Annotated in this window: 22 protein-coding genes; 13 read left to right on the top strand and 9 right to left on the bottom strand. The window is 63.5% G+C overall.

From position 1 onward, the window contains the following. The 4 genes from AB4Z11_RS13040 to AB4Z11_RS13025 form a co-directional block, all read left to right on the top strand. A partial coding sequence (locus tag AB4Z11_RS13040; RefSeq protein ID WP_442025676.1) for an EAL and HDOD domain-containing protein occupies positions 1–982 on the top strand: 982 nt, incomplete at its 5' end. Further along, complete coding sequence (locus tag AB4Z11_RS13035; protein ID WP_442025675.1) at positions 975–3,134, top strand: putative bifunctional diguanylate cyclase/phosphodiesterase; 2,160 nt, start codon at positions 975–977, stop codon at positions 3,132–3,134. The genes AB4Z11_RS13040 and AB4Z11_RS13035, both read left to right, overlap by 8 nt. 77 nt (positions 3,135–3,211) lie before the next feature. Beyond that, positions 3,212–3,445: an EamA family transporter gene (locus tag AB4Z11_RS13030; protein WP_442025674.1), complete on the top strand. Its 234-nt coding sequence runs from the start codon at positions 3,212–3,214 to the stop codon at positions 3,443–3,445. Continuing rightward, on the top strand, positions 3,379–3,954 hold the full coding sequence (locus tag AB4Z11_RS13025; RefSeq protein ID WP_442025673.1) for a DMT family transporter: 576 nt from the start codon (positions 3,379–3,381) through the stop codon (positions 3,952–3,954). Before AB4Z11_RS13030 ends, AB4Z11_RS13025 begins: the two co-directional genes overlap by 67 nt. On the opposite strand, the gene AB4Z11_RS13020 is transcribed toward AB4Z11_RS13025, so the two are convergent. Further along, positions 3,951–4,283: a KGG domain-containing protein gene (locus AB4Z11_RS13020; RefSeq protein WP_442025672.1), complete on the bottom strand. Its 333-nt coding sequence runs from the start codon at positions 4,281–4,283 to the stop codon at positions 3,951–3,953. The genes AB4Z11_RS13025 and AB4Z11_RS13020 overlap by 4 nt on opposite strands. A gap of 170 nt (positions 4,284–4,453) precedes the next feature. Between AB4Z11_RS13020 and AB4Z11_RS13015 the strand changes: the two genes are divergently transcribed. Genes AB4Z11_RS13015 through AB4Z11_RS13005 form a run of 3 tightly spaced genes read left to right on the top strand, consistent with a single transcriptional unit; the run spans position 4,454 to position 5,708 of the window. After that, entirely contained in the window at positions 4,454–4,870 is a 417-nt protein-coding gene (locus AB4Z11_RS13015; protein ID WP_442025671.1) for a DUF1810 domain-containing protein, read from the top strand. Positions 4,871–4,917: 47 nt separating this feature from the next. After that, on the top strand, positions 4,918–5,298 hold the full coding sequence (locus tag AB4Z11_RS13010) for a glutaredoxin (protein WP_442025670.1): 381 nt from the start codon (positions 4,918–4,920) through the stop codon (positions 5,296–5,298). A gap of 2 nt (positions 5,299–5,300) precedes the next feature. Beyond that, positions 5,301–5,708 (top strand): PPC domain-containing DNA-binding protein, encoded by a 408-nt coding sequence (locus tag AB4Z11_RS13005; RefSeq protein WP_442025678.1) that lies wholly within the window; start codon positions 5,301–5,303, stop codon positions 5,706–5,708. Here the strand turns inward: AB4Z11_RS13005 and lplT are convergent. The 3 genes from lplT to AB4Z11_RS12990 are packed head-to-tail and all read right to left on the bottom strand — an operon-like array spanning position 5,665 to position 8,366. Further along, positions 5,665–6,900 carry a lysophospholipid transporter LplT gene (gene lplT, locus AB4Z11_RS13000; protein ID WP_442025669.1) on the bottom strand — a complete coding sequence of 412 codons (1,236 nt, stop codon included), beginning with the start codon at positions 6,898–6,900 and terminating at the stop codon, positions 5,665–5,667. The genes AB4Z11_RS13005 and lplT overlap by 44 nt on opposite strands. Beyond that, positions 6,897–8,138, bottom strand: coding sequence for a dipeptidase (locus tag AB4Z11_RS12995; RefSeq protein WP_442025668.1), 1,242 nt, complete (start codon positions 8,136–8,138; stop codon positions 6,897–6,899). Before AB4Z11_RS12995 ends, lplT begins: the two co-directional genes overlap by 4 nt. Before the next feature lie 12 nt (positions 8,139–8,150). Continuing rightward, positions 8,151–8,366 (bottom strand): DUF3820 family protein, encoded by a 216-nt coding sequence (locus AB4Z11_RS12990; protein ID WP_442025677.1) that lies wholly within the window; start codon positions 8,364–8,366, stop codon positions 8,151–8,153. Between the two features lie 106 nt (positions 8,367–8,472). Here AB4Z11_RS12990 and AB4Z11_RS12985 point away from each other — a divergent pair, with 106 nt between their 5' ends. The 4 genes from AB4Z11_RS12985 to AB4Z11_RS12970 all read left to right on the top strand — a co-directional run bounded on the left by AB4Z11_RS12985 (position 8,473) and on the right by AB4Z11_RS12970 (position 11,235). Continuing rightward, on the top strand, positions 8,473–9,684 hold the full coding sequence (locus tag AB4Z11_RS12985; protein WP_442025667.1) for an MFS transporter: 1,212 nt from the start codon (positions 8,473–8,475) through the stop codon (positions 9,682–9,684). 75 nt (positions 9,685–9,759) lie between these two features. Then, entirely contained in the window at positions 9,760–10,119 is a 360-nt protein-coding gene (locus AB4Z11_RS12980; protein WP_442025666.1) for a hypothetical protein, read from the top strand. A 107-nt stretch (positions 10,120–10,226) separates the two neighbouring features. After that, positions 10,227–10,868: a hydrolase gene (locus tag AB4Z11_RS12975; protein WP_442025665.1), complete on the top strand. Its 642-nt coding sequence runs from the start codon at positions 10,227–10,229 to the stop codon at positions 10,866–10,868. Position 10,869: 1 nt separating this feature from the next. Then, positions 10,870–11,235, top strand: coding sequence for a hypothetical protein (locus AB4Z11_RS12970; RefSeq protein WP_442025664.1), 366 nt, complete (start codon positions 10,870–10,872; stop codon positions 11,233–11,235). On the opposite strand, the gene AB4Z11_RS12965 is transcribed toward AB4Z11_RS12970, so the two are convergent. The 5 genes from AB4Z11_RS12965 to dgt form a co-directional block, all read right to left on the bottom strand. Further along, the gene (locus AB4Z11_RS12965; protein WP_442025663.1) at positions 11,232–13,973 is read right to left on the bottom strand and encodes an ATP-binding protein; all 2,742 of its coding nucleotides are present in this window, start codon (positions 13,971–13,973) and stop codon (positions 11,232–11,234) included. The genes AB4Z11_RS12970 and AB4Z11_RS12965 overlap by 4 nt on opposite strands. Before the next feature lie 35 nt (positions 13,974–14,008). Then, positions 14,009–14,632: a LuxR C-terminal-related transcriptional regulator gene (locus AB4Z11_RS12960; protein WP_442025662.1), complete on the bottom strand. Its 624-nt coding sequence runs from the start codon at positions 14,630–14,632 to the stop codon at positions 14,009–14,011. Positions 14,633–14,714: 82 nt separating this feature from the next. Then, on the bottom strand, positions 14,715–15,173 hold the full coding sequence (locus AB4Z11_RS12955) for a DoxX family protein (RefSeq protein ID WP_442025661.1): 459 nt from the start codon (positions 15,171–15,173) through the stop codon (positions 14,715–14,717). A 9-nt stretch (positions 15,174–15,182) separates the two neighbouring features. Further along, positions 15,183–15,842, bottom strand: coding sequence for a DNA-binding domain-containing protein (locus AB4Z11_RS12950; RefSeq protein WP_442025660.1), 660 nt, complete (start codon positions 15,840–15,842; stop codon positions 15,183–15,185). Positions 15,843–15,921: 79 nt separating this feature from the next. Beyond that, positions 15,922–17,136, bottom strand: coding sequence for a dGTP triphosphohydrolase (gene dgt, locus AB4Z11_RS12945; RefSeq protein ID WP_442025659.1), 1,215 nt, complete (start codon positions 17,134–17,136; stop codon positions 15,922–15,924). Positions 17,137–17,227: 91 nt separating this feature from the next. Here dgt and AB4Z11_RS12940 point away from each other — a divergent pair, with 91 nt between their 5' ends. After that, complete coding sequence (locus AB4Z11_RS12940; RefSeq protein ID WP_442025658.1) at positions 17,228–18,697, top strand: sodium:solute symporter; 1,470 nt, start codon at positions 17,228–17,230, stop codon at positions 18,695–18,697. A gap of 58 nt (positions 18,698–18,755) precedes the next feature. Further along, positions 18,756–19,606: S49 family peptidase (locus tag AB4Z11_RS12935; protein ID WP_442025657.1), on the top strand; the 851-nt coding region annotated here is incomplete at its 3' end.

Genomic DNA, 19,606 nt, shown 5'->3' with positions numbered 1-19,606 from the left:
GTACTATAGGGGAATTCATCATCGCCTTCCGCCGCCCGTAATGAACGCCTCGCACGCCGCATCGCCAGTCTTCCTGAACCTGCTCGCAGACCGGCAGGGCAAGCCGGCCGCGCTCGTGTTTTCGGGAGCGCCGCAGGAGGGCTTGCCGGAGACGCTGGGCCAGTTGGCGCAGCAGCTGCCATGCTATTTCCGCGCCGATGCGGCGCCGCCCGCCGCAGGCTGGCAGCCGCTGGCCGAAGACGAGGTGCTGCATGCGGACGGCGCCTTCGGCTCGCCCGCAGCCGGGGTCAAACTGATCGAAGGCGACTGGGCGCTGCAGCCACCCGAACGCCCGAGCGGCAGCCAGGCTGCTTCGCGTGCGCTGGCCCTGCAGCTGGTCCAGCTGGTCACCAACGATGCGGAAAACGTCGAAATCGAAGCCGTACTGCGGCGCGATCCAACGCTGTCCTATCACTTGCTGAAGCTGGTCAACTCGCTGGGCCTCGGTCTGCAACGCAAGATCACCAGTTTTAACCAGGCCATCCTGATTCTTGGCCGCGCCCAGTTGCGGCGCTGGCTTAATCTGATGCTGTTCGCGGCACGCGAAGACGATATGCGCTCGCCCATGCTGCTGGCGCGCGTGTCGGTACGGGCGCGCATGCTGGAGTTGCTGGCGCGTGCGACGGGCCAGGGCAAGGCCGCGCAGGAGCAGGCTTTCATGACAGGCATGTTCTCGCTGCTCGGCGTCCTGTTCGGCGTGCCGCTGGAGCAGCTGCTGGCGCCTTTACATATCGGCGACGCGGCCCAGCAAGCCTTGCTGCACAAGGCGGGCGAGGTAGGCGAGCTGCTGTCGCTGGCCGAAGCAGCGGAACGCGGCGAGTTTGCCGATGTGACGCGGCGACTCGATGCGCTGCAATTGTCTGCCGCCGAATTCAATGCCATCGTGGCCGACGCCACGTTGTGGATGCTGGAAGTGACCGCCGAGGTGCCATCTAATGGCTGATGACGCCATCTCCCGCTGCCAGGCTTTGAGCGCGCTGGCGCGCAGCCAGCAGGGCGAGGAGCTGGCCGCCACGCTGGCCAGCCTGGAGGTGGCGCTGGCCGAGCTGCGCCTGCAATATCCGCCGGCGCCGCCACCGCCCGTGCTTGAGCTGGATCTGGCCGGCTACCTCACCGGCTGGAACGAAGGCGCGGTGCGTCTGTTCGGCTACACGGCGCAGGAAGCGCTGGGCCAGCACATCCTCTTCCTCTACACGGACGACGATGAAGGCGGCAATATTGCGGAGCTGGTGCTGGAAGCGGATAACGCGGTGACCGAAGTCCGCCGCCGCAAAAAGTCCGGTGAAGTGATCTGGGTGCGTGCCGCGATCTCGCTGGCGCATGATGAGGCGGGCAGCGCCATCGGCATGCGCGTCAAGCTGGCGCCCGTCAATGCGGGCTTGTCGACGGAAGAGAAGAACAGCCTGCATGCGCGCATCATTGAGGACAGCGACCAGGGCGTGCTGATTACCGATGCGCACGAGCATATCGTCTCCATCAATGGCGCGTTCACGCGCATCACCGGCTACACCCCGGCCGAAGCGATCGGCCGCACCCCCGACTTGCTGCGCTCCGGCGTGCACGATGCGGAATTCCGCGCCAAGGTGCGCGCCGCCATGGCCGGTGCGGGTCCATGGCGGGGCGAGATTATCGGCAAACGCAAGAACGGTGAGCTGTTCCCGCAATCGGTCACCATCAGCGCGGTGCGCGACGACGCGGGCGCCATCAGCCACACCTTCTCGCTGTTCTCCGACATCAGCGTGCACAAGGACGCCGAAGCGCGCATGCAGCGCATGGTCAACTACGACAGCCTGACCGGCCTGCCCAATCTGGGCCTGCTGACGCAGCTGATCGACCAGTCGATGGCGGAAGCGCGCCGCAGCAATGAGCACGGCGCGCTGCTGGTGATCGAATTGAGCCGCCTCGGCGCCATCAGCGATACCCTTGGCTACGAAACAGGCAACGCGCTGCTGGTGGAAATCGCCCGCGTGTTCCGCCAGGTGCTGCGCGACGAAGACATTCTGGCCAGGCTGGATGGGGGCAAATTCGCCGCGGCCTTGCCGCAAATCGAGAAGCGCGAGCACGCGGCCATCGTGGCGCAAAAACTGATGCAGGCGCTGGCGCAGCCGATCGAAGTGGGGCCGCACCGCCTGCAGGTCAACGCCCACATCGGCATCGCGGTGTGGCCGGAAGATGCGCAGGACGCGCCGGCACTGGTGCGCGGCGCTGAAACCGCCATGGCGCGCGCCTCGCAAACGCCCGATCCTGGCCTGCTGTTCTACAGCGAAGAAATGAATCAGCGCGCCAAGGAGCACCTGCGTATCGAGAGCGAACTGCGGCAAGCGCTGGCCAACGATGAACTGCTGCTGTACTACCAGCCGAAGGTGAGCTTGCGCAGTGGGCGCATCGTGGGCGCGGAAGCGCTGCTGCGCTGGCGCCATCCCGTGCGCGGGCTGGTGTCGCCGGGCGTCTTCATTCCGGTAGCGGAGGAAACGGGGCTGATCCAGGAACTGGGCCTGTGGGTGCTGGACGAAGCCTGCCGCCAGATCAGCGCCTGGAAGGACGCCAACCTGATGATGCCGCCGGTGGCCGTCAACCTGTCCGCCCGCCAGTTCGACGACAAGCTGCCGGAGCGCGTGGCCGAAGCCATGAGGCGCCATGGCGTGCAGGCCGAGCAGCTGATGCTGGAGATCACGGAAAGCCTGCTGGTGCGCGGCGCCGACAAAGTCATCGCCATCATGAACCAGCTGGTCGCCATGGGCCTGGCGCTGGCGCTGGACGACTTCGGCACCGGCTATTCCAGCCTGGCCTATCTGAAGAAATTCCCCATCAGTACCTTGAAGATCGACCGCGCTTTCGTGGTCGGCCTGCCTTACGAAGAAAACGACTGCGCCATCGCGCGCGCCATCGTCACCATGGCCCAGCAGCTGCGCCAGGAAATCGTGGCGGAGGGCGTGGAAACCGCCGAGCAGATGGCCTTCCTGCGCGAGCTGGGCTGCGACCAGCTGCAGGGCTACCTCTTCAGCCAGCCCGTTCCCGCGGCCGATTTCGAACGCATGCTACGCGAGGGCAAGCGCCTCGCCTTCGGTAGCCGCCAGGCTTCGCTGGCTCTATAAAATTCACTATCGATGGCTCTTCTATGGAGCCATGAATCAGCTCAGAATGGCCCCAATCGAAATTGAAAGGGGCAGTCATGAAGCGTAGCGATACCCTGAGTCTTGTGTCGGTGGCAGCCATCTGGGGCGCCTCCTATCTGTTCATTCGTGTTGGCGCGCCGGAGTTTGGCGCGGCTGCCATGGCGGGCGTGCGCGCTGTCGCAGCCGCGCTGATGATGTTGCCGCTGCTGCTGTGGCGCGGTCAATGGGCGGCACTGCGCCGCCACTGGAAGCCGATCGCATTCGTCTGCATCTGGGGACGGCCGAGATGATTCCGACACTGGCGGCGGCGCTGGCCTGCCTGAGCGCGACCATGCTGTACGGCGTGTCCGGCAATTTCACCAAACGATTTTTGGCTGACGTGCCGCCACTCGCCGTGGCGGCCGGAAGCCAGCTGACTGCTGCTGTGCTGCTGGTCGGACCCGCCGTGCTGCTGTGGCCCGCCCACACGCCGTCGGCCAAAGCATGGGGCGCCGTGCTGACGCTGGCCGCCGTGTGCACCACGCTGGTGTACGTGCTGTTCTTTGGGCTGATCGCGCGACTGGGCGCCAGCCGTGCCATGAGCGCGCTGTTCCTGATTCCGGTATTCGGTGTGCTGTGGGGGACGGTCTTCCTGCACGAGCCATTTACCCTGCAAATGCTGGGCAGCTGCGCGGTGGTCCTGCTGGGTTCTGCTTTGACGATCGGCTTGCTGGAACGCCGCCCCGGCAGGGCGGCGTCCCGGGTTCACTTGTGGTGTGAACTCATGCGCCTGGGCGCATCGATGGCGCGGCGCGTTTAACGCTTGTCATCGTTCTTGTGGCTTTGGCGGCCTGCTTCGGCATGCTGTTCAGGCGTGCCGCCGCGGGTGCCGCCGCCGCTGCTTTGACGGCTGCCACCGGAGCTGCCCGAACCGCTGGAGCCCGACTGTTTATTGCCGTCGTTCTTGTGGCTCATGCTGCCGGCTTTACGCGCCTCTTCCGAGCTGAACTCGTGTGCGTTGCCGGATGCGTGCGCTGCGCGGCCGCCTTCGCTGGCGATTTCACGCTGCTTTTGCGGGTCCATGGAAGCGAAGCCGCGGTTGCTGGTGTCGCCACTTTGTTTGTTGCCGCCTTGATTGGATGATGCCATGATTCTCTCCTCAGTAGTCGATAAACATTGCATTCCTTCGCTGATCCCTGTCACAGATCGTTGAAAGAGGGCTTCATGTTAGGCGGTGTGGTGTGCACCTTTAATAAGACCACGCGACAGGGATCTGTAGGACAATGGCTCACTGAAAAGTAACACGACAGGAGGGCAAAATGGACGACTTCAATCTCCAGCGGTTCGTTGAAGCGCAGCAGGCGGCATATGGTTCCGTTCAATCCGAGCTGGCGGCGGGACGCAAGCGCGGCCACTGGATGTGGTTCATCTTTCCGCAGATCGCGGGCCTCGGCTTCAGTGCCATGGCCGAGCGCTACGCGATCTCCGGCCTGGCGGAAGCGCGCGCATATCTGGCGCACCCACTGCTCGGCGCGCGCCTGCGCGAGTGCTGCGCGCTGGTGCTGGCAGTCGAGGGCGCATCGGCCCACACCATCTTCGGTTCGCCCGACGACATGAAATTCCGTTCATCGCTGACGCTGTTCGCGCAAGCCGCGCCGGACGAGAAACTATTCACCGATTGCCTGGACAAATACTACGGCGGCCAGCCCGACCCGGCCACGCTGGACAGGCTCTGAAGCTCCAGTTACATTGGCGGCATTACCCATCCGATTCAGGAGCCCGCATGAGCCGCAAAGTTTTAGAAGACGTCCGCATCCATCCCGCCATCCGCGAGCGCATGGGGAAATTCCATGCCGACGTGGTGGCGCAAGTGCAGGCGGCGATTGCCGCGAATACGGTGGTGGTGGTCGGCATGCGCCAGAATCCTTTTCCGCGCAAGGCCCGCAAGCTGCTCGACAGCCTGGGCACGCAGTACACCTATCTGGAATACGGCAGTTACCTGAGCGAATGGAAGCCGCGCCTGGCGCTGAAGATGTGGAGCGGCTGGCCGACCTTCCCGATGATCTTCGTGAACGGCACGCTGATCGGCGGCTTCACCGATCTCCAGCGCCTGGCCGACAGCGGCGAGTGGACGGCGTTGTCGGCGCCGCGCCTGCCGGCATGACGATGCAAGCGCTGCCGCTCCGTCTGTCACCAGGCGACGATCTGCGCGCCTGCGTTGAGGCGGCGCTGCCGGCTGGTGCAGGCGCGGCGTTTCTGCTGCAGGGCATTGGCAGCCTGAGTGTGGCGCGCTTGCGCTACGCCGGCTTGCCGGCGCCTACCGAGCTGCGCGGCGATTTCGAAATTCTGACGGTGGCGGGATCGGTGGCGCCGGACGGCGCACACCTGCATATGTCGGTAGCGGATGCGGCAGGCCGCGTCTACGGCGGCCATGTGGCGGCAGGCTGCATCGTGCGCACCACGGCGGAATTGCTGCTGGCGCTGCTGCCCGCGCACGCCTTCGCACGCGAGCATGATGCGGCCACGGGCTTCAGTGAACTTGTGGTGCGCCCGTGGCGAAGTAGCGGCCAATAATGGCCAGCATGGAGCCCGCCACCAGCATGCCGAAGACGACGATGGTGGTGTTCAGGCCCACATCCATTTTCAGCATGGCGGCGTAAAGCAACAGGCTGGCGAGGATGGACACGTTCTCGTTGAAGTTCTGCACCGCGATGGAATTCCCCGCGCTCATCAGCACATGGCCGCGATGCTGGAGCAGAGCGTTCATCGGCACCACAAAGAAGCCGGCCAGCGCGCCGATAAAGACCAGCAGCGGATACGCCATCCAGAGACTGTGCACCAGCGTCATCAGCGTGACGGTTGCACCCATCAGCGCACCCACCCACATCACGGACAGCGAACGTTTGAGCGACACCCAGCGCGCCGCCATCACGGCGCCACCTGCCACGCCGATCGCGAACACGCCTTGCAACGTGGCCGCTTTGTCCAGTGTCAGGCCGAGCGCTTCTTCGCCCCAGCGCAGCACGATAATCTTCAGCACCATGCCCGCGCCCCAGAACAGGGTCGTCACGGCCAGCGTGATCTGGCCCAGACGGTCGCGCCACAGCACGCTGCAAGCGTGGGTGAAGCTGGCCACCAGCGCGCGGAAATTCATGGCCTGCTTGGCGTAGCGCGCCTTGGTGTCGGCGATCTTCAGGTTGAACAGGGCGGCCAGCACGTAAATGCCCATGATGACGGCCAGCCCCGCTTCGGCCGGCGAATCGAAGAAGGTCACGCCCGGAACATCAATGCTCATCAACAGCGCAGCCACGTGGGGATTGGCGGATAGCAAACCGCCCAGCACGACGCCGAAGATGGTTGACGCAATGGTCAGGCCCTCGATCCAGCCGTTTGCTGCGACCAGCTGTTCCGCCGGCAGCAGCTCGGTCAGGATGCCGTATTTGGCGGGCGAATAGGCTGCCGCACCGAGACCGACGATGCCGTAAGCCAGCAGGGGATGTGCGTGCGCGAACATGGTGGCGCAGCCGATGATCTTCACCAGGTTGGTGACGAACATGACTTTGCCTTTCGGGAAGGCGTCGGCGAAGGCGCCAACAAAGGCGGCCAGCAGCACGTAGGACAGCACGAAGGACAGCTGCAGCATCGGCGTCATCCAGTCCGGCGCGTTGAGCGCCGTGAGGAACGCGATGCAGGCGATGAACATGGCGTTGTCGGCGAGCGAAGAGAAGAACTGCGCCGCCATGATGACGTAAAAGCCGCGCTTCATTCGGCGGCCACCTTAGCCAGGCTTGGGCTGCGTTCCTTTTGCAGTTTCGCGGCGACTTTCTCGGCCTGTGCGAAGGCGCGGATCAGGTTACCGCCCGCCAGCTTGGCCAGATCGGCATCGCTCCAGCCGCGGCGGATCAATTCCGCGAACAGGTCGGGATATTTAGAGACGTCTTCCAGGCCCACCGGATTCTCGGCGCCGTAGTAGTCGCCAGCGAGGCCCACGTGATCGTGGCCGGCCACCTTGGCGATGTAGTCGATATGATCGGCCACCTGCTTCAGCGTGGCTTTCGGCGCCGGACCGGCGTTGCCTTCGTAGGCGGCTTTGCGCGCGGCGAACTCCGCGCTGTCAGGCTTGGCGTCGCCGAGGGCATTTTTCAGGCCTTCATGCCATGCGCGCACGGCGGGCGATACGAAGCCCGGCACGAAGGTCACCATCACCACGCCGCCATTGGCCGGCATGCGCTTCAGGACTTCGTCCGGCACGTTGCGTGGATGGTCGTTTAGCGCGCGGGCGCTGGAGTGGGAGAAGATCACCGGCGCTTCGCTGACATCCAGCGCCTGATTCATGACTTCGGCGCTGACGTGGCTCAGGTCCACCAGCATGCCCAGGCGGTTCATTTCGCGTACGACCTCTTTGCCGAAAGGCGTCAGGCCGCCGTGTTTGCGTTCGCCCAGCGCAGCGTCGGCCCAGTCCAGGGYGACGTTGTGGGTCAGGGTCATGTAGCGCGCGCCGAGGTCGTAGTAGGCGCGCAGGGCGCCCAGGCTGTTTTCGATCACGTGGCCGCCTTCCATGCCGAGGAAGCTGGCGACTTTGCCTTGCTTGCGCGCTTTCTCGATATCGCTGCTGCGGGTGGCGAACAGCAGACGTTCCGGATAGCGCTCGATCATGCGGCGCGCCAGGTCGATCTGTTCCAGCTGGGTCTTGGCCCAGCCATCCTTCAGCTCACCCGGCACATACACGCTCCAGAACTGCGCCGACAACTGGCCTTGCTTCAGGCGCGCCAGATCGGTTTCCTGCGGCATGGGCTTGCGCAGGTCGTTGGCGTCGAGATCCATCGGATGCTCTTTGGATTCGCGGATGGCCCAGGGCAGATCGTTGTGGCCGTCGATCAGGGGCGAACGGGCGAGCAGGGCTTTGGCGTGGCGCAGGGCGGCATCATCGGCCGGAGTGGCTGTCGCGGCGTGCGCGCCCAGGGGCAGCGCGAGCGCGAGCAGCATGGCTCGGTTGAACAGCATCAGGTACGTCTCCTATCGGTGCGAACGCAGCGGATCGAGCAGGCTGCGCAAATTATTATGGTCGAGTTCATACATCAGCGCCAACAGCGCGCCCAGCTCGCCTTTCGGGAACCCCTCGCGGGCGAACCAGCCCAGGTAATGGCCCGGCAAGTCGGCGATCACACGGCCTTTATACTTGCCATAGGGCATTTCCCGGACCAATAACAGGGCGAGGAATTCGGAATTCATCGTTATTCTTGCGTTTGAGTCAGAAAACTTATGTCCCGCGACATCTTTTTCGCGAAAAAGATGCACAGGATACTGCACGACATCAACTTTACAAGGAGTTTTTGTCATGCCCATTGCACTACTTGCCCTAACTATAAGTGCTTTTGCCATCGGGACAACAGAATTTGTGATTGTCGGCCTGTTGCCCACCATTGCCGCCGACCTCGGCGTGACCTTGCCGTCGGCCGGCCTGCTGGTCAGCCTGTACGCCATGGGCGTGGCCGTCGGCGCTCCCGTGCTGACCGCCCTCAGCGGCAAAATCCCGCGCAAGGCGCTGCTGCTGTCCCTGATGGTGCTGTTCACGGCCGGTAATCTGCTGGCCTGGCAGGCGCCCGGCTATACCTCGCTGATTGCCGCACGCATTCTGACCGGCCTGGCGCACGGCGTGTTCTTCTCCATCGGTTCGACCATTGCGACGTCGCTGGTGCCGAAAGAGAAAGCCGCCAGCGCGATTGCCACCATGTTCACCGGCCTGACCGTGGCCCTGGTGACGGGCGTGCCGCTGGGGACCTTCATCGGCCAGCACTTCGGCTGGCGCGAGACTTTCCTGGCCGTGTCCCTGCTGGGCGTGATCGCCTTCATCGGCAGCCTGCTGTTCGTGCCGCGTAATATCCAGCACCAGAAACCGGCCTCGCTGCTGGCGCAGATGCAGGTGCTGGGCCAACCGCGCCTGCTGCTGGTGTACGCCATGACGGCGGTGGGCTACGGCGGCTCCTTCATCGCCTTCACCTATCTGGCGCCGATCCTGGAGCGCGTGGCGGGTTTCGGTTCCAACGCCGTCGGCCTGGTGATGCTGGTGTATGGCGTGTCGGTCGCCGTCGGCAATATCTGGGGCGGCAAGCTGGCCGATAAACGTGGTCCGATCAGCGCCCTGAAAATCATTTTCCTTGGTCTGGCTGTGGTGCTGCTGGCGCTGACCTTTACTGCGCCGAGCAAGCCGCTGGTGGTGCTGACCGTGCTGCTTTGGGGCGCCGTGGCCTTCGGTAATGTGGCCGGCCTGCAGGTGTATGTGGTGCAGCAGGCGGAACACTTCACGCCGCGCGCCGTGGACGTGGCGTCCGGCCTGAATATCGCGGCGTTCAATCTGGGCATCGCCGGTGGCGCCTGGGGCGGTGGTCTGATCGTCGACAAACTGGGTCTGGAGCACACCGGCTGGATCGGCGCGCTGGTGGTGCTGGGCGCTTACGGCTTGACGGCACTGAGCGGCCGTCTGGATGCATTGAATCCGCGTCCGGCAGCGGCAGGCGTGCGCCGCGAAGCACGCGTAGCCGCGCATTAAGGTTTGTCTTTTCGCAAAGCCGGCTCCGTGGAGAACCCTAAAATCGGACGGGTATCCCCACGCAAAGGAGCCGGAATGCGCCCTCGGTTGATGATGCAGGTGACGCTGGTGATGGGATTGATCAGTGTCGTGATGTCGATTTACGCCGCCACGCACGCCTTGTTCGACCGCGGCTCGTATGCCCAATTCACCCGCGTCCTGTCGAGTTTTTCCTGCCTGACGTTCATCGCCACGGGCATCCTGGCTTTCGATGGCGAATCCGATATCCGCCTCGAAAGCAGCCCGCTGCTGCGTGCCCTGATCGGCGCCCTGAGCGGCGGCGCCGTTGCCCTGATCTGGGGCTGGCCCACCGCCGCCTTCATTGTGGCGGCAATGTTTGGYGCTTTATTGGGTCTAATTGGGATGATTTTGGCCATCTACATGAACATCTACTAGCTCATCGTTCCTGAAATGGAACGATCAGTCCGGATATCAAGCCTACAAGTTTGTGTTTTGGCGGTCCATACTGGGTTTGTAGTTCCTAACCCCTGAAGGAGATTGCCATGACCAGTGAAGCCATCCGTGACCCGAAAAAAGACGACCTGCTGACCCCGCAGAACTCAGCCTTCATCATCATCGACTACCAGCCGGTGCAGGTGAATTCCATCGCCTCGATGGACCGCCAGCTGCTCGTGAATAATATCGTCGGCACCGCCAAAGCCGCCGTGGCCTACGGCCTGCCCATCGTGCACTCGACCGTCAACGTCAAGACCGGCCTCAACAAGCCGCCTATCCACCAGGTGGCCAAGGTGCTGGCGGAATTCCCCACCTATGACCGCACCAGCATCAATTCCTGGGAAGACGTAGAATTCCGCAAGGCTGTCGAGGCCACCGGCCGCAAGAAGCTGATCATGACGGCGCTGTGGACCGAAGCCTGCCTGACCTTCCCGGCGCTGGACGCGCTGCGTGAAGGCTACGAAGTGTATGTAGTGGCGGACGCTGTCGGCGGCACTTCGGTCGCCGCGCACGAAATGGCGCTGCGCCGGATCGAGCAGGCGGGCGGCAAGATGATCAGCGTGCCCCAGCTGTTCTGCGAATTGCAGCGCGACTGGAAGCGTTCGGAAACGGTGCCCGCCTTTATGAACCTGTTTATCGAGACAGGCGGCACGGCCGGACTTCAATTCGGTTACGACCGCACGGAGTGACATGAATATCAATGCCTTGATTGGTGAGTTCCTGGACTTGCAGGAGCAATGGGCGGAGGCGCCGGATGCCTTCGACTGGCAGCCCCTGCAGGACCTGGCCGCGCGCGGCGCCAACGCCTACAACGAGGGCGCCGGGCCATCCTTCCACATGCTGGTGCTGGACGGCGTCGATCACGCCGAGTTCCATGCGCGCTTCCTGGAGTATTCGCTGGCCGCGGGCTTCGATCCGCGCAAGGAAGTGTATGGGGACGAGGGCCACCAGCATATGCAGGTGCTGGACCTGGAAAGCCTGGACCGGGCGGCCGCCGGTAATCCTTACTCGTTCCGCATGATGCAGGCTATCGCCAATCACGACAAGGCAGCTTAGCAGCGCAGCAGCAGGGCCGCGGCAGCGCGCAGGTCGGCGGTGTTGTGGCCTTCGGTGTAGCGCTCAAGCACAGGACGCAGCAGGGCGCCTGCTTCGTCGGCGCGTTCTTGCGACAGCCACAGGCGCGCCAGGCTCATGGCCGCGCGCAGCTCCCACGCCAGCGCATTCTGCGAGCGGGCCTGCTCCAGCGCACGCTGGAACAGGTCTTCCGCGCGGTCCTCGGCGCCGACGCGCAAGAGCGATTCGCCCCAGGCGCGCATCACTTCAGCCTCACACCAGCCGGCATGATGGGCCTGGGCGCGTGCAATGGCGCGTGGAGTCAGCATATCCTGGTTCAGGGTGGTCAGGACGTCGGCCTGCCAGGCGCCGAAATAAGGACTGCGGCTGAGCGCCGCCATGCTTTCCCGCTGCGGATGATCTGGATCGAAGACCCCCAGGTGGGCGGCGTACATGGCCCGCCCCCAGAATTCCCATTGCGGCATGCCGCTGCGGCGTCCCTGCTGCTGCAGCAGCCTGGCGTAATACACGGACGCTTCCTTGTCGCCATTCCAGCCCGCGATGGTGCAGGCGTGTTGCAGGGTAAAGCACATCGACACGTCGTGATTGAGCTGGGTTGCCTCGTTCACGCTGTCGCACGCCAATTGCATGGCGCGCTGCGGGAAGCCTTGCAGCCACAGGATGCGCGACAGGACGGTGCGCGTGGCCAGGCAGGACACGAGCTGAAACTCGGGTACCGGTTCGCAGTGCGTGTTGAGGGGATGATTGCTGAGGAACTCGATCTGGTCGCGTGCCTCGTCCAGCGCGCCGTGGTAGAACTGGGCGCGCGCCATCAGGCTGGCGTGGTTCATGGCGGCGCGCTCGCTGCCCAGGTAGGCGCATTCCATGCCGTAGCATTCGCCCAGCGCCAGCGCGGCGCGGTAGTCTGCGCGGCAGGTGGCATCGGTAAAGCTGCCGTACAGTGCGCGCAGCCGCACTTCGCGGTCCTCGCCCTGCATCGCCAGTTCCAGCGCGCGCGCAAACACCGCCTGGCGTCTGGGATCGCCCGCCACGCCGGTATGCGCCAGGGTGACGCCCAGCGCGAGATTCAGTTCCAGCTCCAGCGCGGGATCGGGCGGCAAGTGGCTGATGTCCGCCTTCAGCGCCTTCTCGAGGCGGGCGCCGTACTCGTTCAGCAGCGAGAGCTGGTCCCATAGCGGCGCCGAGAGCACGCACAGGCGCTGACCCAGGCGCACGTCGCCGCCCAGGTCAAAGGCCCAGTCAAGGCTGCCGCCTACGTGTTCGAGATAGCGCCCGTATTGCGCCAGCCACTCGCGCGGCACGGCGCGCTCACGCTGCGCGTAGGCACGGGTCGTCTCCAGCAGTCGATAGCTGACCTGATCTCCTTCCGGCACCGTCGTCAGCAGCGACTTGGCAATCAGATTGGACAGGGCGTCTTCCACATCGGTGCGCGCGTACAACGGGCAGTGCGCCACTTCCACCGCGCACGCCAGTGTAAAACTGGTGCGGAACAATCCCAGACGGCGGAACACGGCGCGGTCCAGTGCTGACAGCGTGGCGTGGCTCCAGTCCAGCGTGGCGCGCAGGGTCTGGTGGCGGGGCAGGGCAGTGCGGCTGCCATTGGTCAGCACGGCGAAGCTGTCTGCCAGGCGCTCGGCCAGGCCGTGCACGCCGAAGAAGCCGGCGCGGCCGGCGGCCAGTTCGATTGCCAGCGGGATGCCGTCGAGGCGCCGGCAGATCTCGACCACGGCGCGCAGTCCGTCCGTGCCCAGCGCCAGTCCGCCAATGCAGGCGCTGGCGCGTTCGACAAAGAGCTGCACGGCCGAGAAACTGGCCAGTGCGTCGGTGGGCAGCAGACTGGGGCCGATGCTGGAAGGCGGTACGGCCAGCGGCGCCAGGCGGTAGACCCATTCGCCGTCGGCGCGCAGCGCTTCGCGGCTGGTGGCCAGGATGTGCACGCCCAGTGTCTCACGCAGCAGACGGCCGGCCAGTTCCGCAACCTGGTCGACGATGTGTTCGCAGTTGTCGAACACGATCAGGGTGGCGCCCTGCCGCAGATAGTCCAGCATGCCGCTGACCGGATCGGCGCTGACGGTCGGCAGGCCAAGCGCCAGCGCCAGCGCCGTGGGCAGGCGGCAGGCATCGCCGATGGCGGAGAGATCGAGGAAGTGCACGCGCTCGCTGAAAGGCGCCATCAACTGGTGGGCCGCGGCCACGGCGAGGGCGGTCTTGCCCATGCCGCCGGTGCCGACAATCGTGAGCAGGCGGCGCAGCGAGACTTGCTCCACCAGTTCGTTCAATACATCGTCGCGCCCGATCAGGCGGTTGTTCAGCACTGGCAAGCGCGGCACGCTGGGCGCCGGGGCAGAGTGCCCCCGGCTTGCTCTCGCCACCGGCGCGACAAAGCTGTAGCCGCGGCCCACCACGTTTTCGACATAAGGCTTGCCGTCCGCACCGGGCGACAGCAGCTTGCGCAGCGTGGCGATGTGCACGCGCAGATTGCTTTCTTCCACAAAGGTGCGCGGCCAGGCGCGCGCCATCAGCTCGGTCTTGCTGACGATCTCGCCCGGCCGTTCCGCCAGCGCCAGCAGCAAATCGAAGGCGCGCCCGCTGATGCGCACCGGCTGTTCACGGTGGAACAAGGCGCGTTCAGACGGGACCAGGCGGAAGTCGCCGAACAGCAAAGCTGTATCGGCAGACGCTGATGGGCCGGAGTATGTGGTTTGGTCGCTTTCTGCCATTCCTGCATCGCAGATATATCACTGATACATGACAATCATAATGCAAGTTGAGGACTCGTGCCGGGCATCACTAATCCGCGTTGCGCGGCCACAACCACGACCTCGGTGCGTGCCGAAGCGTCAAGTTTGTTCATCAGACCACGCACGTGGGTCTTCACCGTGCCGAGGCCGATATCCAGCTCGCGGGCGATGGACTTGTTGCACCAGCCCTTGGCAAGCAAACGCAGCACGTCCGTTTCGCGCATGGTCAGGGACGCGTGGCGCTGGCTTTCAACCAGACCGCGGCGGGCGCCTTCGCTCATGAAGCCGAGGCCGCGATCCAGCTGGCGCACGGCGTACACCAGGTCGCCCGCGGTGCCGCACTCCAGCAGATAGCCATGCACGCCCGCGTCCATGGCCTGGCGCACTTCGCCTTCGCGGCGGCGATTGGTGACGATCAGGATGCGCGGTGCGTTGTCGCTGTCCTGTGCCTCGCTGCGGGCGACGGCGAGGCCGGACTCGTAATCCGTCACGACGATGCGTGCATCAAGCAGGGCTTCGGGATTGGCCACATGGACGGTCACATTCAGATCGGGATGCGCGCTGAGGATGGCGTGCAAACCGGCGACCATCATAGGATCGCCGCGCATGATGTGAACGTTAAGTTTGCTGAGTTGCATAGGGTGTCTCCAATACAAGGCATCGATGAGTCATGATGTCCTTTGGATATCCAACCAGCAAGTTAAGCGGTGTTAATTGGTGTTAATCCTGCCGTTGCATCACATGGTCCAGCGAGACGGGGCCGCCGGTGTGCGCGACCAGCGGCAGCAACAGACTCAGCCAGATAAGGTGCACCGGCCAGGCGGCAGGATGGACGAACACTTCCACCAGCACGGTCATGACCAGCAAGGTCAAGGCAGTCGAGCGCGTAAACAGGCCCACCAGCAGCAGGACCGGAATCACATGTTCGGCCAGCGCTGCTATCTGGGCCGCCAGCTCCGGCGCAATCAGGGGCAGGGCGTATTCGTGGCGGAACAGATCATAGGTGGCGGGCTTCAGCGTCAGCAGCCCTTGCATCTTGTCGCGCCCCGACAACAGGCAGACCGAGGCTATGGCAAGGCGCGCCAGCAGCTGCAGCAGGGACTGCGGCAGCAGACTGGGCAGACGCAAGCTGTGGCTGCGCGTAGGCACCGACAGGGCGGGATAGCGTGTCATTGGCATGGCATCCCCTCAGTTCAGTTGATGCGGGTGATGCACGCCCGTCACCAGCTCGTCGCCAAGCCAGCTGGCGAGCAGGGCGGCTGCGCGTGACACGCCTTCACGCTCGCCCAGCTGTCCGCTCAGCATGACGCACAGATTCGAAAAACTGCCGAAAGCTTGCACGCAGCTGATCGCCTCCACTTCCAGCGGCTCGATGGTGCGCAGGCAGGACAGGTAGCGGCGGCGCCACACCAGCAAGCCTTTCGGGCTGGCTAGCAGGCGCCCCTTGGGCTGATGGCGTCCCGCTTCTATGGCGGACCAGATATCGGCCGCGTTGGTGGTGGCGTGCGTGATCTGCAGCGTTGGCGTCAGGCGCAGATGCACAGTATTCCAGTTGATGCCGGCCAGGCTGGCAGGCGCGATCGGACCCAGGTCGTCGGCTAGGTAGGAGTTGTCGAGGGCGCGTTCGATCCAGGCCAGTTCCTGCAGGTCCGGCTGCTCGGGGAACAGTTCGCGCAGAGTCAGGCCGAAATCGTCGGCGCAAGCATCGAGCATCCACGCGTGCGGCGCGTTGAGTTCCAGGTGCCAGGTGGCCGCGCGCAGGAACTGGTCTTCGCCGAGCCAGGCGCGCAGCAGGGGATAGGTGGATTGCAGCGTGCCGATCAACGGCGGGTGGCTGGTGTCTCGCATCGTGATCTCCTAGGTTTACACCATGGTTATCTTGAGGCCAGACGGCTTTTTTCGCCTCCCGCAGAAGAGGGAGTTTTGCTTAACCCTTCCAGTAAATATTATCCAGGCTGCCCTTGCCGAAATACTTCTCGTACTCCTGCGCGGCAAAGGAATCCATCATGCCCGCGATATAGTCGATCACCAGGCGTTCGCGGGAATCCTTCAGGCAGCGGATCTCCCGCGGCAGCAGGATGCCATTGCGGTTGTACTGCGTGTCGGACAGCACTTCAAACAAGCCGCGGATGATTTTCTCGCCGCGCTTCTCATACAGCTGCACATCCTTCTTGCGCAGGATCGCCCGCCACAGCAGGCTTTTCAGGCCGCGTGCCAACAAGCCTTTGGTGCGGTAGCCAAGCTGGCCATCGACTTCGCCGATGTCCCGGCAAAGCTCGAACACGATCTGCGAGGTGAGCTCCTTGCGCAGTACGATGGAATATTCCTCCGAGCTTTCCTGTGCTTCGCACTTCAACGCTTCTTCGTGGGCGTGGTGGGCGATGGCCGAGAACTGGTCGAAGGCGCCCCCGAACTCCTTGCTGATCCTGAACTCGTGCAGGATCTCGCCCCATGTGATGATGCCGAAACTGAGCGCATCTTCCACGTCATGTGCGGCATAGGCGATTTCGTCGGCCAGGTCCATGATCTGGGCGTCGATGCCTTTGCGCACAGTGATGCCGTGCTGCGCCAGCTGTGTCGTGAGGAAGTCGTAGTCGTCGTCGTACAGGAATTTCTTCACGCTTGGCGTGTCGCGTCGCTGGAAGTATTTGGTGATGCCGAACAGCGTACGCACCGTCAGATTCAGGCCTGCGTAGGCATGGTGCTTTTTCTCCAGCGTGCGCAGGATGCGGAAGGCTTGTGCATTGCCTTCGAAGCCGCCGACATCGGCGGCCAGTTCGTTCAGGATCTTTTCGCCGTAATGGCCGAAGGGCGGATTGCCGATATCGTGCGCCAGCGAGCAGGTTTCCGATACCACCGTGCGTTCCAGGCCCAGGTCCGCTGCGATGGAGCGCGCGATCTGCGCTACTTCCAGGCTGTGCGTCAGGCGGTTGCGGTTGAACTGATTGGCGTCCACGCCCAGCAGCTGCATCTTGCCCTGCAGGCGGCGGAAGGAGGCGGAGTAGAGCACACGCGCATAATCGCGCATGCATTCCTCACGGCCCGCACCGCGCCCATCCGATTGCGCATGCACGCGATACTCCAGCGGCAGCACGAGCGATTCCTGATGTTTGGCGAAGGCGATGGTGTCTTGTGAGTACATGGATTGTCCTTAGGTCTGCTGGCATTCTAGCCGCGCCGGTGCGGGGAGGGTGTATATTGCACGCGAAATCGATCATACGTTGGATGCAAATATGTCACCAGTCTCACTGTTTTTCGTGGTCCTCGCTTATTTCGGCCTGCTGCTTGGCGTAGCGTGGTGGACCTCCCGCAACGCCAATAACGACAGCTTCTTCATCGGGAACAAGAGCTCCAACTGGATGCTGGTGGCGTTCGGCATGGTCGGCACCACCTTGAGCGGAGTGACCTTCATCAGCGTGCCCGGCGCGGTCGGCCGCGACGGCTTCGGTTATCTGCAGATCACCCTGGGTTATGCGATCGGCTATCTCACCGTGGCCTTCGTACTGCTGCCGCTGTACTACAAGCTCAAACTGACGTCGATCTACCATTACCTTGATGTGCGCCTGGGCCGCCGTTCGTATCAAAGCGGCGCGGCCTTCTTCATCCTGTCGCGCACCTTGGGCGCCACCGCGCGCCTGTATCTGGTGGTGGCGATCTTGCAGGCCACGATTCTCGACAGCCTAGGCGTGCCGTTCTGGCTCACCAACGCCATCATCCTGGCCATGATCCTGCTCTATACCTACGAAGGCGGCGTGAAGACCATCGTGTGGACGGATACGCTGCAAACCACTGGCATGCTGCTTGGCCTGGCGACCTGCACCATCTTCCTGATGCACGAGATGCACCTTGATCTGGCGGGCGCGCTGGCGCAGATGGATGCGCATGGCCTGTCGAAGATCATCACCACCGATGTCGATAGCCCTGCCTACTTCTGGAAGCAGGTGCTGGCCGGCGCCGCCATCACCATCGCCATGACCGGCATGGATCAGGAAATGATGCAGAAGAATATCTCGGTGAAGACGTTGGGCGGCTCGCAGAAGAACATGGTGACCTTGACGCTGATCCTGATCGGCGTGCTGGCGTCCTTCCTCTTCCTCGGCGGCCTGCTGTACCTGTACGCACCGCAAGCCGGCGTGACCGCCACCGGCGACAAGATCTTCCCGGCCGTGGTGATGGGCCATCTGCCCGCTGCCGTGCAGATGATCTTCTTCATTGCCCTGGTCAGCGCCTTGTTCCCCAGCGCGGACGGCGCGATTACTGCGCTGACCTCGTCCTTCTGCATCGACATCCTCGGCCTCAAGCGCCGCGACGATTTGCCGGAAGCGCAGCGCGTACGCATCCGCCATCGCGTGCACCTGGCCTTCTGCGCGCTGTTCCTGGTGATGGTGATGGTCTTCAAATGGATCGACAGCGCCAGCATGATCGGCGTGATTCTCAAGCTGGCCGGCTATACCTACGGTCCATTGCTTGGCCTGTTCGCCTTCGGCATCCTGAGCCGCCGCACAGTGCAGGACAAATGGGTACCCGCCATCGTGCTGGCCGGTCCCGTCATCTGCGCCCTGATTGACCGGTATCAGGACATCCTCTTTGGCAGCTACCGCATGGGCCTGGAGTTACTTATCATCAATGGGCTGCTGGTGATGGGCGGTCTTTTCCTGATTTCCGCTCCGGCCCAGAGTGAAGAAGTTCTGGCAATAAACTGACCAAAAGTCCTTTTTTCGCTTAAAGTGATATAAAAATCAATCCACTTTAGGAGTTTTGATGTCTCGATCTGTGTTTTCCTACATCCGCGGTGGCTTTAGCTGGTTCTGGGGCGCGGTGGACGGTACGCGCCGCTTTACCATGAATCTGATCTTCCTGGCGATCGTGGTGACCTTGCTGGTGCTGATCTTTGGCGGCGGCGTCAAGCCTCTGGGGAACAAGACCATGCTGGTGCTGGACCTGGATGGCCAGCTGGTGGAGCAAACGGCCGGCGGCGCGCGCGAGGCGCTGATGGCTAATCTGAGCGGCAATGACGTGCGCAAGTCCATCCAGCTGCGCGATGTGCTGAATGTGATCGACAGCGCGGCCAAGGACCCGCAGATCGCGGGCGCCGTGCTGGTGCTGGACGAAATGAACGGCGGAGGCCAGGCCATGCTGCGCGAAGTTGGCGCGGCGCTGGACCGTTTCCGCGCCAGCGGCAAAAAGGTGGTGGCCTGGGGCGCGAGCTATAACCAGCGCCAGTACCAGGTGGCCATTCACGCGGACGAAGTCTATCTGCATCCGATGGGCATGGTGGTGCTGGATGGTTTCGGCCACTACCGCAATTACTACCGCGATGCGCTGGATAAGCTGGGCGTGACCGTCAATCTGATGCGCGTCGGTACCTACAAGAGCTTTGCCGAGCCGTATATCGCCAACGGTCCGTCGCAGGCGGCGTCCGAGGCGGATGCGTATCTGTACAACGATCTGTGGTCGCGCTACACCCAGCAGGTTGAAACCGCGCGCAAGCTGCCGGAAGGCGCAGTCATGAAGACCATCAACAGCTTGCCGGAACTGGTGAAGAATGCCGATGGCGACCTTGCCAAAGTGTCGCTGCAGGCCAAATTCGTGGACGGCCTGAAGACCAAGGA

It is taken from the genome of Pseudoduganella sp. RAF53_2 (assembly GCF_052113985.1).
Taxonomy (GTDB): domain Bacteria; phylum Pseudomonadota; class Gammaproteobacteria; order Burkholderiales; family Burkholderiaceae_D; genus Rugamonas.
The sequence above is the reverse complement of the archived record's forward strand: the minus strand, read 5'-3'. Positions and strand labels throughout refer to the sequence as shown.

Coding starts and splice junctions, on each gene's coding strand:
- AB4Z11_RS13035 (WP_442025675.1), top strand. CDS start 975: ATGGCTGATGACGCCATCTCCCGCTGCCAGGCTTTGAGCGCGCTGGCG.
- AB4Z11_RS13030 (WP_442025674.1), top strand. CDS start 3,212: ATGAAGCGTAGCGATACCCTGAGTCTTGTGTCGGTGGCAGCCATCTGG.
- AB4Z11_RS13025 (WP_442025673.1), top strand. CDS start 3,379: ATGGGCGGCACTGCGCCGCCACTGGAAGCCGATCGCATTCGTCTGCAT.
- AB4Z11_RS13020 (WP_442025672.1), bottom strand. CDS start 4,283: ATGGCATCATCCAATCAAGGCGGCAACAAACAAAGTGGCGACACCAGC.
- AB4Z11_RS13015 (WP_442025671.1), top strand. CDS start 4,454: ATGGACGACTTCAATCTCCAGCGGTTCGTTGAAGCGCAGCAGGCGGCA.
- AB4Z11_RS13010 (WP_442025670.1), top strand. CDS start 4,918: ATGAGCCGCAAAGTTTTAGAAGACGTCCGCATCCATCCCGCCATCCGC.
- AB4Z11_RS13005 (WP_442025678.1), top strand. CDS start 5,301: ATGCAAGCGCTGCCGCTCCGTCTGTCACCAGGCGACGATCTGCGCGCC.
- lplT (WP_442025669.1), bottom strand. CDS start 6,900: ATGAAGCGCGGCTTTTACGTCATCATGGCGGCGCAGTTCTTCTCTTCG.
- AB4Z11_RS12990 (WP_442025677.1), bottom strand. CDS start 8,366: ATGAATTCCGAATTCCTCGCCCTGTTATTGGTCCGGGAAATGCCCTAT.
- AB4Z11_RS12985 (WP_442025667.1), top strand. CDS start 8,473: ATGCCCATTGCACTACTTGCCCTAACTATAAGTGCTTTTGCCATCGGG.
- AB4Z11_RS12975 (WP_442025665.1), top strand. CDS start 10,227: ATGACCAGTGAAGCCATCCGTGACCCGAAAAAAGACGACCTGCTGACC.
- AB4Z11_RS12970 (WP_442025664.1), top strand. CDS start 10,870: ATGAATATCAATGCCTTGATTGGTGAGTTCCTGGACTTGCAGGAGCAA.
- AB4Z11_RS12965 (WP_442025663.1), bottom strand. CDS start 13,973: ATGGCAGAAAGCGACCAAACCACATACTCCGGCCCATCAGCGTCTGCC.
- AB4Z11_RS12960 (WP_442025662.1), bottom strand. CDS start 14,632: ATGCAACTCAGCAAACTTAACGTTCACATCATGCGCGGCGATCCTATG.
- AB4Z11_RS12955 (WP_442025661.1), bottom strand. CDS start 15,173: ATGCCAATGACACGCTATCCCGCCCTGTCGGTGCCTACGCGCAGCCAC.
- AB4Z11_RS12950 (WP_442025660.1), bottom strand. CDS start 15,842: ATGCGAGACACCAGCCACCCGCCGTTGATCGGCACGCTGCAATCCACC.
- dgt (WP_442025659.1), bottom strand. CDS start 17,136: ATGTACTCACAAGACACCATCGCCTTCGCCAAACATCAGGAATCGCTC.
- AB4Z11_RS12940 (WP_442025658.1), top strand. CDS start 17,228: ATGTCACCAGTCTCACTGTTTTTCGTGGTCCTCGCTTATTTCGGCCTG.